Here is a 14,426-nt window from a genome sequence, read left to right on the forward strand (position 1 = left end):
CGTGATATAGTATTTTCGAAAAGGTTATATGTCTAATGTCAGAGGTCTGATCTTTAGCGGAAACGTGGAGGACATTGTCATGTCAATCAAAGCAGACAGCCGCCATCTGTATTTGCAAGTGATCGATCGCTTAAAACGGGATATTGAAACAGGCGTGTACAAAGAAAAGCAAAAACTGCCGTCTGAGTTTGAACTGGCCAAGCAGCTCGGGGTCAGCCGGGCGACGCTGCGCGAGGCGCTTCGGGTGCTTGAAGAAGAAAACGTCATCATTCGCCGCCATGGCGTCGGAACGTTTGTCAATGCTCGTCCGCTGTTTACGTCCGGCATCGAGCAGCTCTCAAGCGTGACCGATATGATTCGCCAAGCCGGGCGCAAACCGGGGACGATTTTTTTGTCCTCTTCGATTCAGCAGCCGACCGAGGACGACATGCGCCGCTTTCAATGCGGGCCGGACGAGGATTTATTGCTGATCGAGCGGGTGCGTACGGCCGATGGCGAACCGGTCGTTTACTGCATCGACAAAATTATGTGTAAATATTTGCCAAGAGGCATTTCGTATGAGCAGGAATCGCTGTTTGAAAGCCTGCACAACCAAGCGCACCGCGACATCGCCTATGCGGTCGCGCGCATCGAGCCGCTCGGCTATCACGAAAAAGTGTCGCCGATTTTGCAATGCGATCCGGAAACGGCTTTGCTTGTTTTGAAACAAATGCATTTCGATAAAAACGACGAAGCCATCTTTTATTCGATCAACTATTTTCGCTCCGACAAATTCAGCTTCCATGTCATGCGGAAGCGGTTTGGCTTTTAAGGAGGTGAAAACGGGTACATAGAAGAAGAAAGGCAGTTTCATACTAAGCGAAGAAACCAATTTTCATGTAGGGGGTAAATGGATGATGAAAAAGCGGCTTGGTTTTCTGGTGTCAACGTTGTTTGCCGCCAGCACGATGCTTGCCGCCTGTGGCGGTCAAGGGGGCAACAATGCCGGGGGCAACGGAAAAGATACGTTCAGCGTCGCCATGGTCACCGACGTTGGCGGGGTCGACGACAAATCGTTCAACCAGTCGGCTTGGGAAGGATTGCAAAAGTTTGGCAAAGAAAACGGGCTTGAAAAAGGCCGCGGCGGCTACGACTACTTGCAGTCATCGAGCGATGCCGACTACGCGACGAACTTAAACAAGCTCGTGCGCAGCGATTTTGATTTGATTTACGGCATCGGCTATTTGATGGGTGACGCGGTGAAAGAAGTCGCCAAGCAAAATCCGGAAAGCCATTTCGCCATCGTCGACACGGTGGTGGACGAGCCGAACGTCGCCAGCATCACGTTCAAAGAACATGAAGGTTCGTTCCTCGTCGGGGTGGTCGCCGGGTTGATGACGAAAACGAACAAAATCGGGTTTGTGGGCGGCATGGAAATTCCGCTGATCGAGAAGTTTGAAAGCGGGTTCCGCGCTGGCGTCAAAGCCGTCAATCCGAAAGCGAAGGTGGAAGTGCAATACGCCGGGGCGTTCGACCAAGCGGACAAAGGGAAAGCGATCGCCTCGAGCATGTACGCGTCTGGCATCGATATCATCTACCATGCCGCTGGGGGGACCGGAAACGGCGTCTTCTCGGAAGCGAAAGACTTGAAGAAAAAAGATCCGAATCGTGAAATTTGGGTCATCGGCGTCGACAAAGACCAAGCGCCGGAAGGAGAAGTGAAAGTGGGCGACAAAACGTACAACGTCACGCTCACTTCGATGGTAAAGCGCGTTGATGTGGCGGTGTATGACTTAGCGAAACGGGCGAAAGCCGGAGACTTCCCGGGCGGCAAAGCGATTGAGTACGGCTTGCCGGAAAACGGGGTCGGCATCGCTCCAACGCAGGATAACATTCCGGAGAACGTGCTGAAAGCTGTTGACGAATGGAAGCAAAAAATCATCAACGGCGAAGTGAAAGTTCCGACAAACCGGAAAGAGTATGAACAATTCGCTGCGACGATCAAGTGACGAACAACGGTAAAGAAGGCTAGTGCGTGCGCTAGCCTTTTTCAAAATCATGAAATGAAGGGCGGCCGTTCCGCTGCCGCCTCTCATTTTGTGATTTTGACCTTGCCGAAATGGGGAGTGAAGCGCTTGGAATACGTGATTGAAATGCTCAACATCCGCAAAGTGTTTGGCACGTTTGTCGCCAACGACAACATTACACTGCAAGTGAAAAAAGGGGAGATCCACGCCCTGCTTGGCGAAAACGGGGCCGGCAAGTCGACGCTCATGAACGTGTTGTTTGGCCTTTATCAGCCCGATGGCGGCGAAATCCGCGTCAAAGGGAAGCCGGTGCGCATCACCGACCCGAACGTTGCCAACGATCTCGGCATCGGCATGGTGCATCAACATTTTATGTTGGTCGATACGTTCACCGTCACCGAAAACATTATTTTAGGCAGCGAGCCGACGCGGGCTGGAACGATCGATATCAAGCGGGCCGAGCAGGAGGTGCGCGAGCTGTCGGAACGATACGGACTTGCCGTCGATCCGACGGCGAAAGTCGCTGACATTTCGGTCGGCATGCAGCAGCGCGTGGAAATTTTAAAGACGCTCTATCGGGGCGCCGACATTTTGATTTTTGACGAACCGACAGCGGTGTTGACGCCGCAGGAAATTCGCGAGCTGATGGACATTATGCGCACCCTTGTCCGCGAGGGGAAATCGATTATTTTGATCACGCACAAGCTCAAGGAAATTATGGAAGTGTGCGACCGCGTCACCGTCATCCGCCGCGGCAAAGGGATTGCGACGCTCAATGTAGCGGAGACGAACCCGAACGAACTGGCGGCGCTCATGGTCGGCCGCGAGGTGCAATTCACGACGGAAAAACGGCCGGCCGAACCGGGAACGCCGGTGCTTGAAATTGAAGGGTTGGTCGTCAAAGACGCCCGCGGGCTCGCCGCGGTCAATGGGTTGAATTTGACGGTGCACGCCGGTGAAATCGTCGGCATTGCCGGAGTCGACGGCAATGGGCAGACGGAGCTGATCGAAGCGCTGACCGGCCTGATCAAAGCAGAATCCGGGACGATTCGGCTCAACGGCCGAGACATTACGAACTTGCCGCCGCGCCAAATCATCGAAGCCGGTGTCGGCCATATTCCGCAAGACCGGCATAAGCATGGGCTGGTGCTCGATTTTCCGATCGGCGAGAACATGGTGCTGCAGACGTATTACAAGCCGCCGTACTCGAAACGGGGTCTGTTGAATTTTCAAGCCATTTACGAAAAAGCGCGCCAGCTCATCCGCGAGTTTGACGTGCGCACGCCGGATGAGTATACGAAAGCAAGGGCGTTGTCGGGCGGCAACCAGCAAAAAGCGATCATCGGCCGCGAAGTCGACCGCGATCCGGACTTGTTGATCGCCGCCCAGCCGACGAGGGGGCTTGACGTCGGAGCGATCGAGTTTATTCATAAACGGCTCATCGAACAGCGCGACCGCGGGAAAGCGGTGCTGCTCGTTTCGTTTGAGCTCGATGAAGTCATGAACGTCAGCGATCGAATCGCCGTCATTTACGAAGGAAAAATCGTCGCCATCGTGGATCCGAAAGCGACGACGGAGCAAGAGCTCGGGCTGTTGATGGCCGGAAGCAAACGGAAGGAAGCAGGTGTGTCGTCATGAAATCCAATCGCCTTCAACAACTTTTCATTCCCGTGCTGGCGGTCTTGCTTGGCATGATTGCCGGTTCGATCGTGATGCTCGCAAGCGGCTACAATCCGATCGCTGGCTTTTCCGCTCTCGTATACGGAGCGTTTGGCGATACGTACTATATCGGCGAAACGATCCGGCAGACGACGCCGTATATTTTGACCGGTTTGGCGGTAGCGTTCGCGTTTCGCACCGGCTTGTTTAATATCGGGGTCGAAGGGCAGCTGATCGTCGGCTGGCTCGCCGCCGTTTGGGTCGGAGTGTCGTTTGATTTGCCCAAAATCGTCCATTTGCCGCTCGCCATTTTGGCAGCCGCTGCGGCTGGGGCGTTGTGGGGCTTGATTCCCGGCGTGTTAAAGGCCTATTTGAAAGTCCATGAAGTCATTATTACGATCATGATGAACTATATCGCCTTGCACGTCACGAACGCCATCATCCGCTCGGTGCTGTCGGATGAAGGATTCAAATCGGATCCGGTCAAGCCGAGCGCCTCGCTTCAGTCAGAGTTTTTCGAGGCGATCACGCACCACTCAACGATGCATTACGGCATTTTCATCGCCATCGCCGCGGCGTTCGTCATGTGGTTTTTGTTGGAGCGGACAACGAAAGGGTTTGAGCTGCGCGCGGTCGGCTTCAATCAGCACGCGTCACAGTACGCCGGCATGAACGTGCGCGCCAACATCATTTTAGCCATGGTCATCTCTGGTGCTTTTGCGGGTGTCGCTGGAGCGATGGAAGGGCTTGGGACGTTTGGGAACATCTCTACGAAAGCCGGATTCACCGGCCTTGGGTTTGACGGCATTGCCGTCGCCTTAATCGGCGGCAACAACGCGTTTGGCATTTTGCTCTCTGCCTTGTTGTTTGGCGCCTTGAAAGTCGGGGCGCTGGAAATGCCGTCAAGCGCCGGCGTGCCGACTGAGCTCGTCGATATCATTATCGCGCTCATTATTTTCTTTGTCGCATCCAGCTACATGATCCGCTGGCTGTTATCTCGTAGGCAAAAGGGGGCGGAGTAAGTGAGCGTGTACGATGTCTTACAGACGATTATCCCGACGGCCATTTTCTTTGCGGCCCCCCTTATTTTCACCGCGCTTGGCGGCGTGTTCAGCGAACGGTCCGGCGTTGTGAACATCGGGCTGGAAGGGCTTATGACCATCGGCGCGTTTGTCGGGATTGTGTTTAATTTGACGTTTGCCGATCGATTGGGCGCATGGACACCCTGGCTCGCTTTAGTGGCGGCTGTGATCGTCGGGGCTGTCTTTTCCTTGCTGCACGCTGTCGCGTCGGTGACGTTTCGCGCCGACCAAGTCGTCAGCGGGGTGGCGATCAACTTTTTGGCTCTCGGCTTGTCGTTGTTTTTGGTGAAAAAAATGTACGGCAAAGGACAAACCGACCAAATTCAAGTCGGATTTGACAAAATGGATGTGCCGGTATTAAGCGATATCCCGGTCATTGGGCCGCTGTTGTTTTCCAACGCCTATATGCCGTCGTACATTGCCATTGCCTTGGCGTTTGTATCATGGTATGTCATTTATAAAACGCCGTTTGGCCTGCGGCTGCGCGCGGTTGGTGAACATCCGATGGCGGCCGATACGATGGGAATTAACGTCGCTAAAATGCGCTATATCGCCGTCATGATCAGCGGGGCGCTCGGCGGGCTGGGCGGCGCGGTGTACGCGACGATCATCTCCCGCGACTTCAGCCATGCGACGATCTCGGGGCACGGGTTTATGGCGCTCGCGGCGATGATTTTTGGCAAATGGCATCCGGTCGGGGCGATGGGAGCGGCGCTCTTTTTCGGCTTGGCGCAAAGTTTGAGCATCGTCGGCCAAACGATTCCGCTGTTGAAAAACGTGCCGACCGTTTACTTGCTTATCGCCCCTTACGTGCTTACCATTTTGGCGTTGGCCGGTTTCATCGGCCGGGCGGAAGCGCCCAAAGCGGCCGGCACGCCATACATCAAAGGAAAACGGTGACGAAAACGGCTGTCCGAAAAAACGGACGGCCGTTTTTGGCTGAATGGAATGATTTGCATTTTTCGCTGGCCAAAAGGTATATTGTTGCTAAGGAGTTTTACAATAAAAAAGGTAGCGTACCTTTGGCAACAGTAAGGAGGAGTTGGATTGGTCGACGAAAAAGTCACAGCGGTCGGACCGGTACGCGTTCATACGATTCCGACCGATAAGTACAAAACGAACACGATCGTTTGGAAAATGAAGGCCCCTCTTGCCAAGGAGACGGTGACGCTGCGCGCGCTGCTGCCGCATGTGCTGCAAAGCGGCACCGCTGACTATCCAAGCGTAAAGGCGCTGCGCACCCATCTCGATGAGCTGTACGGAGCGACGCTTCAGGTCGATTTGAGCAAAAAAGGCGAACAGCATGTAGTGACGATTCGCATCGATGTCGCCAACGAACGGTTTTTGCCGGAACGGCCGGCGCTTTTCGATAAAGCGCTCCAGCTTCTCGCCGATCTGCTGCTTCGCCCGGCGCTCGATGGCGGCCGGTTTGTCCCTGAGATCGTCGAACAAGAGAAACGGGCGCTCCGCCAGCGCATTCAGGCAGTGTACGACGACAAAATGCGCTATGCGAACATGCGCCTTGTGCAGGAAATGTGCAAAGGCGAGCCGTACGCCCTCTCGCCGAACGGCGAGCTCGAAGATGTCGATGCCATTACCGCCGAGGGGCTGTATCGCTATTATGAGCAGGCGTTGGCGGACGATGAGCTCGATTTGTATGTCATCGGCGATGTCGAAGAAGAAAAGGTGCTCGCCGCGGTCACGAACCGCTTCGCTTTGCCAACACGCTCGCCATCCGCACAGGCGCCGCTCGCTCCGGCCAAAGCGCGAGGGGAAGTGAACGAAGTGATCGAGCGGCAAGATGTCAAGCAAGGGAAACTGAACATGGGCTATCGGACTGACGTGACGTACGAGGACGACGATTACTACGCCTTGCAGCTGTTTAACGGCATTTTCGGCGGGTTTTCTCACTCGAAGCTGTTCATCAACGTCCGCGAAAAAGCGAGCCTCGCCTACTATGCCGCCTCTCGGCTAGAAAGTCATAAAGGGCTGTTGATGGTGATGTCGGGCATTGAGCCGGCCCATTACGAGAAGGCGCGCCGCATCATCGATGAACAGATGCAGGCGATGAAAAACGGCGATTTCACCGATGAAGAAATGGCGCAGACGAAAGCGGTCATCCGCAATCAGCTGCTTGAGACGCTCGATACGCCGCGCGGACTCGTTGAAGTGCTGTACCATAACGTCGTTTCCACGCGGCAGCGCTCGATCGAGGAATGGCTGACCGGCACCGATCAAGTGACGCGCGAAGACGTGGTGCGTGTCGCAGGCAAAGTGGCGCTCGATACCGTCTACTTTTTGACCGGAATGGAAGGGGGGGCGGATGATGGAAAAACAGGTGTATGAAACGCTAGGCGAGACGTTGTTTTACGAAAAAATGGAAAACGGCTTGGACGTCTATATATTGCCGAAAAAAGGATTCCATAAAACGTATGCGACGTTTACGACGAATTACGGTTCGGTTGACAATCAGTTTGTGCCGCTCGGAAAAACGGAAATGAAACGCGTCCCGGATGGCATCGCCCATTTTTTGGAGCATAAGCTGTTTGAAAAAGAGGATGGCGATGTGTTTCAGCAGTTCAGCAAACAAGGCGCGTCCGCGAACGCCTTTACGACGTTCACCCGCACCGCCTATTTGTTCTCAAGCACCGATAACGTTGAGAAAAACTTGGAGACATTGATCGATTTTGTGCAAACGCCGTATTTTTCCGACAAGACGGTCGAAAAAGAAAAAGGCATCATCGGCCAAGAAATCCGCATGTACGATGACAACCCGGACTGGCGCGTTTACTTCGGCGCCATCGAAAGCATGTATCACAACCATCCGGTCAAAATCGACATCGCCGGCACGGTGGAATCGATCGCCAAGATTACAAAAGAGCTGCTGTATGAGTGCTACGAAACGTTTTATCACCCAAGCAACATGCTGTTGTTTGTCGTCGGGCCGGTCGATGAACAAAAAATGATGCAGCAAATCCGCGACAATCAGGCGAAAAAGTCGTTTCCGCCGGCGCCGGAAGTGAAGCGGTTTGCGTACGAAGAGCCAAGCGGCGTGGCGGAAAAGAAAAAAATCATTCCGATGCACGTGCAGACGAATAAATGTTTTGTCGGCATCAAAGCGCCGTCCGTGCCGAAAGAAGGCGGGCAAAAGCTGCGCCATGAGCTCGCGTTTCACGTGCTGCTCGATTACTTGTTCGGCAAAAGCTCACCGCATTACGAACGGCTGTACCGCGAAGGGCTGATCGATGATACGTTCATGTACGATTATACCGAAGAGCGAGAATTCGGCTTTGCCCTCGTCGGCGGCGATACGCGCGATGCTGAGCGCCTCGCTTCAGAAATTCAAACGGTGCTGTTGTCGTTGGATGTCGACGCCATAAAGAAAGAAGAAATCGAGCGGGTGAAAAAGAAAAAGATCGGCGCTTTTTTGCGCGCGCTCAACTCGCCGGAATACATCGCCAACCAGTTTACGCGCTACGCGTTTTACGGCGCCAGCTTGTTTGACATTTTGCCGGCGCTCTCCGCGCTGACGATCGATGAGATAGCGGACGTCGCTTCGGCTTGCTTCCGCGATTCGCAGCTCGCGGTTTGCGAAGTCGTGCCCAAACAGTCATAAAGAGGTTTGCGCTCCGGTTCGTCTACGACATGGCCGCATGTCCGAGACGATGCGGATGCGCGCCGTTGATCGGGAAGAGGGCGTTTCCTCGCTGTTTGGCGGGCCCTCTTTTTTCGTGATCATTCCCCAAAACGGCGATGCTCATCTTGGGGCGGAGGGCGCACCACTGGTTGCGAGTCTGACGCAAGACGCTCTCGCAGGCCGTGAAAGATTTTGCGGAGGGCGCACCGCTGTTCGTGGGTCTTGGCAATATCGGCGGTCGCCGGCTTGTCGATCGCGCGGAGGGTGCACCACGCGGCGCGGGTCTTGGCAATATCGCCGGCTTGCCGATTACGCGGAAGTTGCGATTTGCGGGTCTTTTCAGCGAACACGGCTCGGTCTATGGCGTTTATACGAAGCGGTGAACGCGGCTCGCTCATCAATCACTAATGGGGTGGATGGAAAAGGAGGGGAAACGTTATGCGCTACGCTTTGATTACCGGCGCTTCCGGGGGGATTGGGCAAAGCATCGCCCGCGAATTGGCTAAAAGCGGCTATGGGCTGTTTCTTCATTACTATCGGCGGCGGGCTCCGGTCGATGCGCTGCAGCGAGAATTGGCCGGCACGCATGTCGTTCCGGTGGAAGCCGACTTGTCGACGCCTTCCGAAGTCGATCGGCTGCTCGCGCAAATCGACCGGCCGATCGACGCCATCGTTTACAATAGCGGGGCCAGTTATTACGGGCTGCTGACGGATATGAATGACGAACTGATTGAGCGCATGGTGCATCTTCATGTCACGAGCCCCGCTCTGTTGATCAAACGGTTGCTCCCGCCGATGATTGCGAACAAGCGCGGTCATATTGTGTTCATTTCCTCCATTTGGGGGGTGTGCGGCGCTTCCTGTGAAGCCGTCTATTCGATGACCAAAGGCGGGCAGAACGCGTTTGCCAAAGCGCTCGCCAAAGAACTGGCTCCAAGCGGCATTCGCGTGAACGCGGTCGCCCCTGGAGCGATCGAGACCGACATGCTGCGGCCGTTAGGCGCCGAAGATCTTCAAGCGCTGGTCGATGAAATTCCCGCCGGCCGGCTCGGCACCCCGGAGGAGGTGGCGAAAACAGTGGCGTTTCTCTTATCAGACGCCGCTTCCTACATTACGGGCCAAGTCATTTCCGTCAACGGCGGCTGGCATTGCTAAATGCCTATGGGGCTGGTGTTTCGTGCAAAATACTACTGATTCCATCCATTTCTCAATTCGAGAAACCTTGCACAATCAGCGTGAAAATGCCGAACGGGCGCAGGATTTTCATCCTCGGGGGGAGGGCAGATCACACTGCCCATGGATCTTTTCCGTGGAAATCCCATCGGCAAGGGGGCATTTTCATCCCCGGGTGGAGGGCAGATCGCGCTACCCATGAATCTTTTCCGTGCAAACGCCGGCCTGACGCGGATTTTCATCCTTGGGTGGAGGGCAAACGTTGCCTATGGAACCTTTCTGAATGAAAAGGCTGCCGAGCGGTGTGTCACATCGATGGTTCACCTTCGATGTTGGTGCCCGTTTTGTTCTTGCCCAATCGGGACCGCTAAGGCGGCTAAACGTATATTTTGGCTTCGGGCAGGCAAACTATCCTTGAAACGTTCATCAAGGAGGGAATAGACATGTCGGTATTGGACAACTTTGAACAATGGAAAGAATTCTTGGCTGAACGTCTGCAGCAGGCGCAGCAACAAGGATTGAACCAGCAAGTCATCTCCGATGTCGCTTATCAAATCGGGGACTATTTGGCCAAGCACGTCGATCCGAAAAACCCGGAAGAGCGGGTGCTTGCTGACCTTTGGAGCGTAGCCGATGAAAAAGAACAGCATGCGCTCGCCAATATGATGGTGAAGCTCGTTCAACATCGCCAACACTGAACAAGCAAACGAGGTGTCCCAAACGAAAGAGCGGGGCACCTTTTCTGCTGGAAGCCGGCTGCGGCTTTCGCCCCGAACATGCGGCCAAGGCCGCCGCTGGAGACGATCCGGCCGGGCAGATCCTCTTGCTGTTCCCCTCGCACGGAGATGGCGTTTTTCCTCCTCCTTTTCGGTTGCTTTTCCATTTGCGGTTATAGTAGTATGAATTTAGCATAAGGCGTTTGTGCGGACACCGGCAAGGAGGAGACGGAATGGGCAAGCAGGAATGGTATTTGGAATACGAAATTCATGTCAACCGCCCAGGGCTGCTCGGCGATGTCGCTTCGCTGCTCGGCATGTTGTCCATCAACATCGTGACGATCAACGGTGTCCGGGACTCGCGCCGCGGCATGCTGCTCCTTTGCGACAGCAATGAGCAAATCGAGCGGCTGGCGACGATTTTGCGGACGATGGACAACATTACGGTGACGAAACTGCGCCAGCCGAAGCTGCTTGACCGTCTCGCCGTTCGCCACGGCCGTTATATCCAGCGCGATGCCGATGACAAAAAAACGTTCCGTTTTGTCCGCGATGAGCTCGGTTTGCTTGTCGATTTTATGGCGGAAATTTTTAAAGAAAAAGGGCACAAGCTGATTGGTATTCGCGGCATGCCGCGCGTCGGCAAGACGGAGTCGATCGTTGCCGCCAGCGTGTGCGCCAACAAGCGGTGGATGTTTGTCTCATCGACGCTCATCAAGCAAACGGTGCGCACGCAGCTCATGGAAGACGAATATAGCGTCGACAATATTTTTATCATTGACGGCATCGTCTCAGCGCGCCGCGGAAATGAGCAGCATTGGCAGCTGGTCCGCGAGCTGATGCGCCTTGAGGCGACGAAGGTCGTCGAACATCCGGATTTGTTTGTCCGCCATACGGAATACACGCTCGACGATTTTAACTACATTATTGAGCTGCGCCATGAACCGGATGAAGAGATTTCTTATGAAGCGATTGAGCGCCCGACGTTGTTAGGCGGCGACGGGTTTTCCGAGTTCGGATTGTAATGGGGCGCCCCCTATAAGGCTGGTGAACAACGGCTCATTCCCTTTATCAATGGGAGAATGAGCGAAAAGCACGACCGATGCAACGAGATTTTAACATCGTAAAGCCGTATCCGTGAGTAAATCACCAGCCTCCTACGCGTTCGGCAGCTACTGAGGCTAAAGGCCATCAGTGAATCAGCTTTTCTTTGCTTCAAGTCTAAAAAACGGAAGGTGTTGTCCGTTGACAGAACTAGGGAAACGTTTGCGAGAAGCGCGGGAAGAAAAGAAGATGAGTCTGGATGAGCTGCAGGAGTTGACGAAAATTCAAAAGCGGTATTTGCTCGGTATTGAGGAAGGAAATTACGCCATCATGCCGGGAAATTTTTACGTGCGCGCTTTCATCCGGCAGTATGCCGAGGCGGTCGGCCTCGATCCGGACGAGCTGTTTGAGCAATACAAGCAGGATATTCCCCAATCGTATCAAGAGGACATTCCACAACCGCTCTCGCGCGTGAAAACGCGCCAACAATTGTCCGCGGAGGGAGCGAAATGGCTCGATTGGCTGCCGAAACTGATCGGCGTTGCCGCGGTGATCGGCGCCGCTGTTCTCGTCTGGCTGCTCCTTCAGCGCAACACGGCGGAAGTGCCGCCGGCGAAGACAAGCCCGAAAACGGCGGAAGTGGAAAAGTCGAACCATTCGCCGCTTGAGCAGTCGAAAGAGCTGAAAGAAGAGGAGCAAACGACCCGTGAAGGCGGCGAAGAAAACGAGCAGTCTGCTCCGGCTGAAAGCGAAGAGAAGCCGGCCGCCACGCTCAGTGTAAAGGAGAAAAGCGGCAATACGGCGACGATTGAAGTGCAACATGCCGATACGTTCACCATCGAGCTGTCATCGCGCGGGAAATCTTGGGTCGAGGTGTACAACACGAAAGGCCATTCGTTTTTCCGCAACAATTTAACGAAAGGCCAGACGAAAACGTTCGATTTGTCCGCGGAAAGCGAAGTCTGGGTGAAAATCGGCAACGCGCTTGACGTTGATGTAAAAGTAAACGGGGAGCCGTTTGCCTATCCGTTTGATCCAAACGATGAAGTGTTTCAAAAACTGCGATTCATCTTGAAAAAGTGACGGCAAGAGGCGGCCTTTCGCAGCGAAAGCCGCTTCTTTGCCCGCATCGATGTTGAGTAGCGGAGGTATTCGTTGTGAACTTGCCGAATAAAATTACGGTAGCGCGCATCATGTTGATCCCGTTTTTTTTGATTGTGATGCTCGTCCCGTTCGGTTGGGGCAGCATTCGCATCGGCGGCGAGGTGCTCCCGATCGCCCACCTTGTCGGCGCACTCATTTTCATCGTGGCGTCAACGACGGATTGGATTGACGGCTATTATGCTCGCAAGTATGGGCTTGTCACCAATTTGGGCAAGTTTTTGGACCCGCTTGCCGATAAGCTGCTCGTATCGGCGGCGCTCATTGTGCTCGTTGAACTCGGGTTCGCGCCGGCTTGGATGGTGATCATCATCATCAGCCGCGAGTTTGCCGTCACTGGCTTGCGGCTCGTGCTTGCCGGTGAGGGGGAAGTCGTGGCAGCCAATATGCTCGGCAAAATTAAAACGTGGACGCAAATCATCGCGATTGCCGCCTTGTTGCTTCATAATCTACCGTTTTCGCTCATCGCGTTCCCGTTTGCCGACTTGGCGCTTTGGGTGGCGGTCATTTTCACCGTTTGGTCGGGATGGGACTATTTCGCGAAAAACAAACATGCGTTCGCTCGCTCCAAATAATAGGGTGGCCGCGAAGGAGGAGGCTGTTCATTGAACGCGGAGATCATCGCCGTCGGCTCGGAACTGCTGCTTGGCCAAATCGTCAACACGAACGCCCAGTTTTTGTCACAGCAGCTTGCCGCCTTGGGCATCAATGTTTATTTCCAGACGGTTGTCGGCGACAACGCCGGCCGCCTTGAGCAGGCGGTGAAAACGGCGCAAACGAGGGCGAATCTCATCATCTTCACCGGCGGTCTCGGCCCGACGAAGGATGATGTCACGAAGGAGACGATCGCCCGTTTGCTTGGCCGCCGGCTCGTCATCGATGAAGAGGCGCTGCGGGCAATCGAAGCGTACTTTGCCCGCGCCCATCGGCCGATGACAGACAACAACAAAAAGCAAGCGCTCGTTTTGGAAGGGGCGACCGTCCTGAAAAACGAGAACGGCATGGCGCCGGGGATGGCGCTCACCGTTGCGGGCATCACGTACATGTTGCTGCCCGGGCCGCCGAAAGAAATGCGCCCGATGTTTACCCGTTACGGGATCCCCTTTTTGCGCGCTGCGTTCCCGCTGTCCGGACGCATTGAGTCGCGTGTGCTCCGCTTTTTTGGCATCGGTGAAGCGGCGCTGGAGACGGCGCTTGCCGATTTGATTGACGCGCAATCGAATCCGACGATCGCGCCGCTGGCCGGTGACGGCGAGGTGACGCTCCGCTTGACGGCGAAGCATCGGGACGAGGCGGAAGCGCAGCGGCTGCTTGATGAAGCAGAAGCGGCGATTTTGGCGCGCGTTGGCCGCTACTGTTACGGCTATGACGATGAAACGCTGTTTACGAAGACAAGCGAACGGTTAAAAGAAAGAGGATGGACGATCGCGGCGGCCGAGAGCCTGACCGGCGGGCTGTTTCTCGAACAGCTCACCGCCGCTCCCGGGGCGTCGCGGATCGTTCAAGGCGGCGTCGTTTGCTACACGAACGGCGTCAAACAACAGGTGCTTGGCGTGCCGCGGCCGCTTCTCGAAACGGACGGGGCGGTGAGCGAATCGTGCGCGCGCGTGTTGGCGGAAAACGTCCGTTCGCTATGCGGCGCCGATGTCGGCATCAGCTTCACCGGCGTCGCCGGCCCCGACCCGCTTGAAGGCCATCCGCCCGGCACCGTCTATATCGGCATTGCCATGCGCGAGCGCGGCACCGCTGTCCGCCGTTTGACGTTGTCCGGCACGCGCGGCGACATCCGCATCCGCGCCGCCAAATACGGTTGTTTTCTGCTGCTGGAGCTGCTTGCGGCCGACCGCTGATCTCGGCCGCTCCCTCCTTTCACACCCTCCACCGCCCATCGTTTGTTTCCGCCGGATCAGCATGGCGATTGTTGCTAGTTTCCCCACCAAAAAACGAA

13 protein-coding genes are annotated in these 14,426 nt (G+C 55.2%); all 13 read left to right on the forward strand.

All coding sequences use genetic code 11. The features are described 5' to 3' along the window. Positions 1 to 79 precede the first annotated feature (79 nt). The 13 genes from GC56T2_RS06195 (at position 80) to GC56T2_RS06255 (ending at position 14,328) form a co-directional block, all read left to right on the forward strand. Complete coding sequence (locus GC56T2_RS06195) at positions 80 to 811, forward strand: GntR family transcriptional regulator (protein WP_144973817.1); 732 nt, start codon at positions 80 to 82, stop codon at positions 809 to 811. An 85-nt stretch (positions 812 to 896) separates the two neighbouring features. Next, positions 897 to 1,988, forward strand: a complete 1,092-nt coding sequence (locus GC56T2_RS06200) for a BMP family lipoprotein (protein WP_144977106.1) — start codon at positions 897 to 899, stop codon at positions 1,986 to 1,988. 126 nt (positions 1,989 to 2,114) lie between these two features. Continuing rightward, positions 2,115 to 3,644: an ABC transporter ATP-binding protein gene (locus GC56T2_RS06205; RefSeq protein ID WP_144973819.1), complete on the forward strand. Its 1,530-nt coding sequence runs from the start codon at positions 2,115 to 2,117 to the stop codon at positions 3,642 to 3,644. Continuing rightward, positions 3,641 to 4,687, forward strand: coding sequence for an ABC transporter permease (locus GC56T2_RS06210; protein WP_144973821.1), 1,047 nt, complete (start codon positions 3,641 to 3,643; stop codon positions 4,685 to 4,687). The genes GC56T2_RS06205 and GC56T2_RS06210 overlap by 4 nt, the downstream gene beginning before the upstream one ends. Next, complete coding sequence (locus tag GC56T2_RS06215) at positions 4,688 to 5,647, forward strand: ABC transporter permease (protein WP_144973822.1); 960 nt, start codon at positions 4,688 to 4,690, stop codon at positions 5,645 to 5,647. Positions 5,648 to 5,794: 147 nt separating this feature from the next. Then, positions 5,795 to 7,093, forward strand: a complete 1,299-nt coding sequence (gene yfmF, locus GC56T2_RS06220) for an EF-P 5-aminopentanol modification-associated protein YfmF (RefSeq protein WP_144973824.1) — start codon at positions 5,795 to 5,797, stop codon at positions 7,091 to 7,093. Further along, positions 7,074 to 8,363, forward strand: a complete 1,290-nt coding sequence (yfmH, locus tag GC56T2_RS06225) for an EF-P 5-aminopentanol modification-associated protein YfmH (RefSeq protein WP_144973826.1) — start codon at positions 7,074 to 7,076, stop codon at positions 8,361 to 8,363. The genes yfmF and yfmH overlap by 20 nt, the downstream gene beginning before the upstream one ends. Positions 8,364 to 8,822: 459 nt before the next feature. Beyond that, positions 8,823 to 9,539, forward strand: coding sequence for an elongation factor P 5-aminopentanone reductase (ymfI, locus tag GC56T2_RS06230; RefSeq protein ID WP_144973828.1), 717 nt, complete (start codon positions 8,823 to 8,825; stop codon positions 9,537 to 9,539). Between the two features lie 461 nt (positions 9,540 to 10,000). Then, positions 10,001 to 10,255: a DUF3243 domain-containing protein gene (locus GC56T2_RS06235; RefSeq protein WP_144973830.1), complete on the forward strand. Its 255-nt coding sequence runs from the start codon at positions 10,001 to 10,003 to the stop codon at positions 10,253 to 10,255. Positions 10,256 to 10,506: 251 nt separating this feature from the next. After that, the gene (locus tag GC56T2_RS06240) at positions 10,507 to 11,298 is read left to right on the forward strand and encodes a DUF3388 domain-containing protein (protein ID WP_033023144.1); all 792 of its coding nucleotides are present in this window, start codon (positions 10,507 to 10,509) and stop codon (positions 11,296 to 11,298) included. Between the two features lie 220 nt (positions 11,299 to 11,518). Beyond that, the gene (locus GC56T2_RS06245; protein WP_144973832.1) at positions 11,519 to 12,400 is read left to right on the forward strand and encodes a helix-turn-helix domain-containing protein; all 882 of its coding nucleotides are present in this window, start codon (positions 11,519 to 11,521) and stop codon (positions 12,398 to 12,400) included. Between the two features lie 74 nt (positions 12,401 to 12,474). After that, complete coding sequence (gene pgsA / locus GC56T2_RS06250; protein WP_144973834.1) at positions 12,475 to 13,053, forward strand: CDP-diacylglycerol--glycerol-3-phosphate 3-phosphatidyltransferase; 579 nt, start codon at positions 12,475 to 12,477, stop codon at positions 13,051 to 13,053. Between the two features lie 30 nt (positions 13,054 to 13,083). Then, positions 13,084 to 14,328, forward strand: a complete 1,245-nt coding sequence (locus tag GC56T2_RS06255) for a competence/damage-inducible protein A (RefSeq protein ID WP_144973836.1) — start codon at positions 13,084 to 13,086, stop codon at positions 14,326 to 14,328. The last annotated feature ends 98 nt before the right edge of the window (positions 14,329 to 14,426 follow it).

It is taken from the genome of Geobacillus sp. C56-T2, from assembly GCF_007829715.1.
Taxonomy (GTDB): Bacteria; Bacillota; Bacilli; order Bacillales; family Anoxybacillaceae; genus Geobacillus; species Geobacillus icigianus.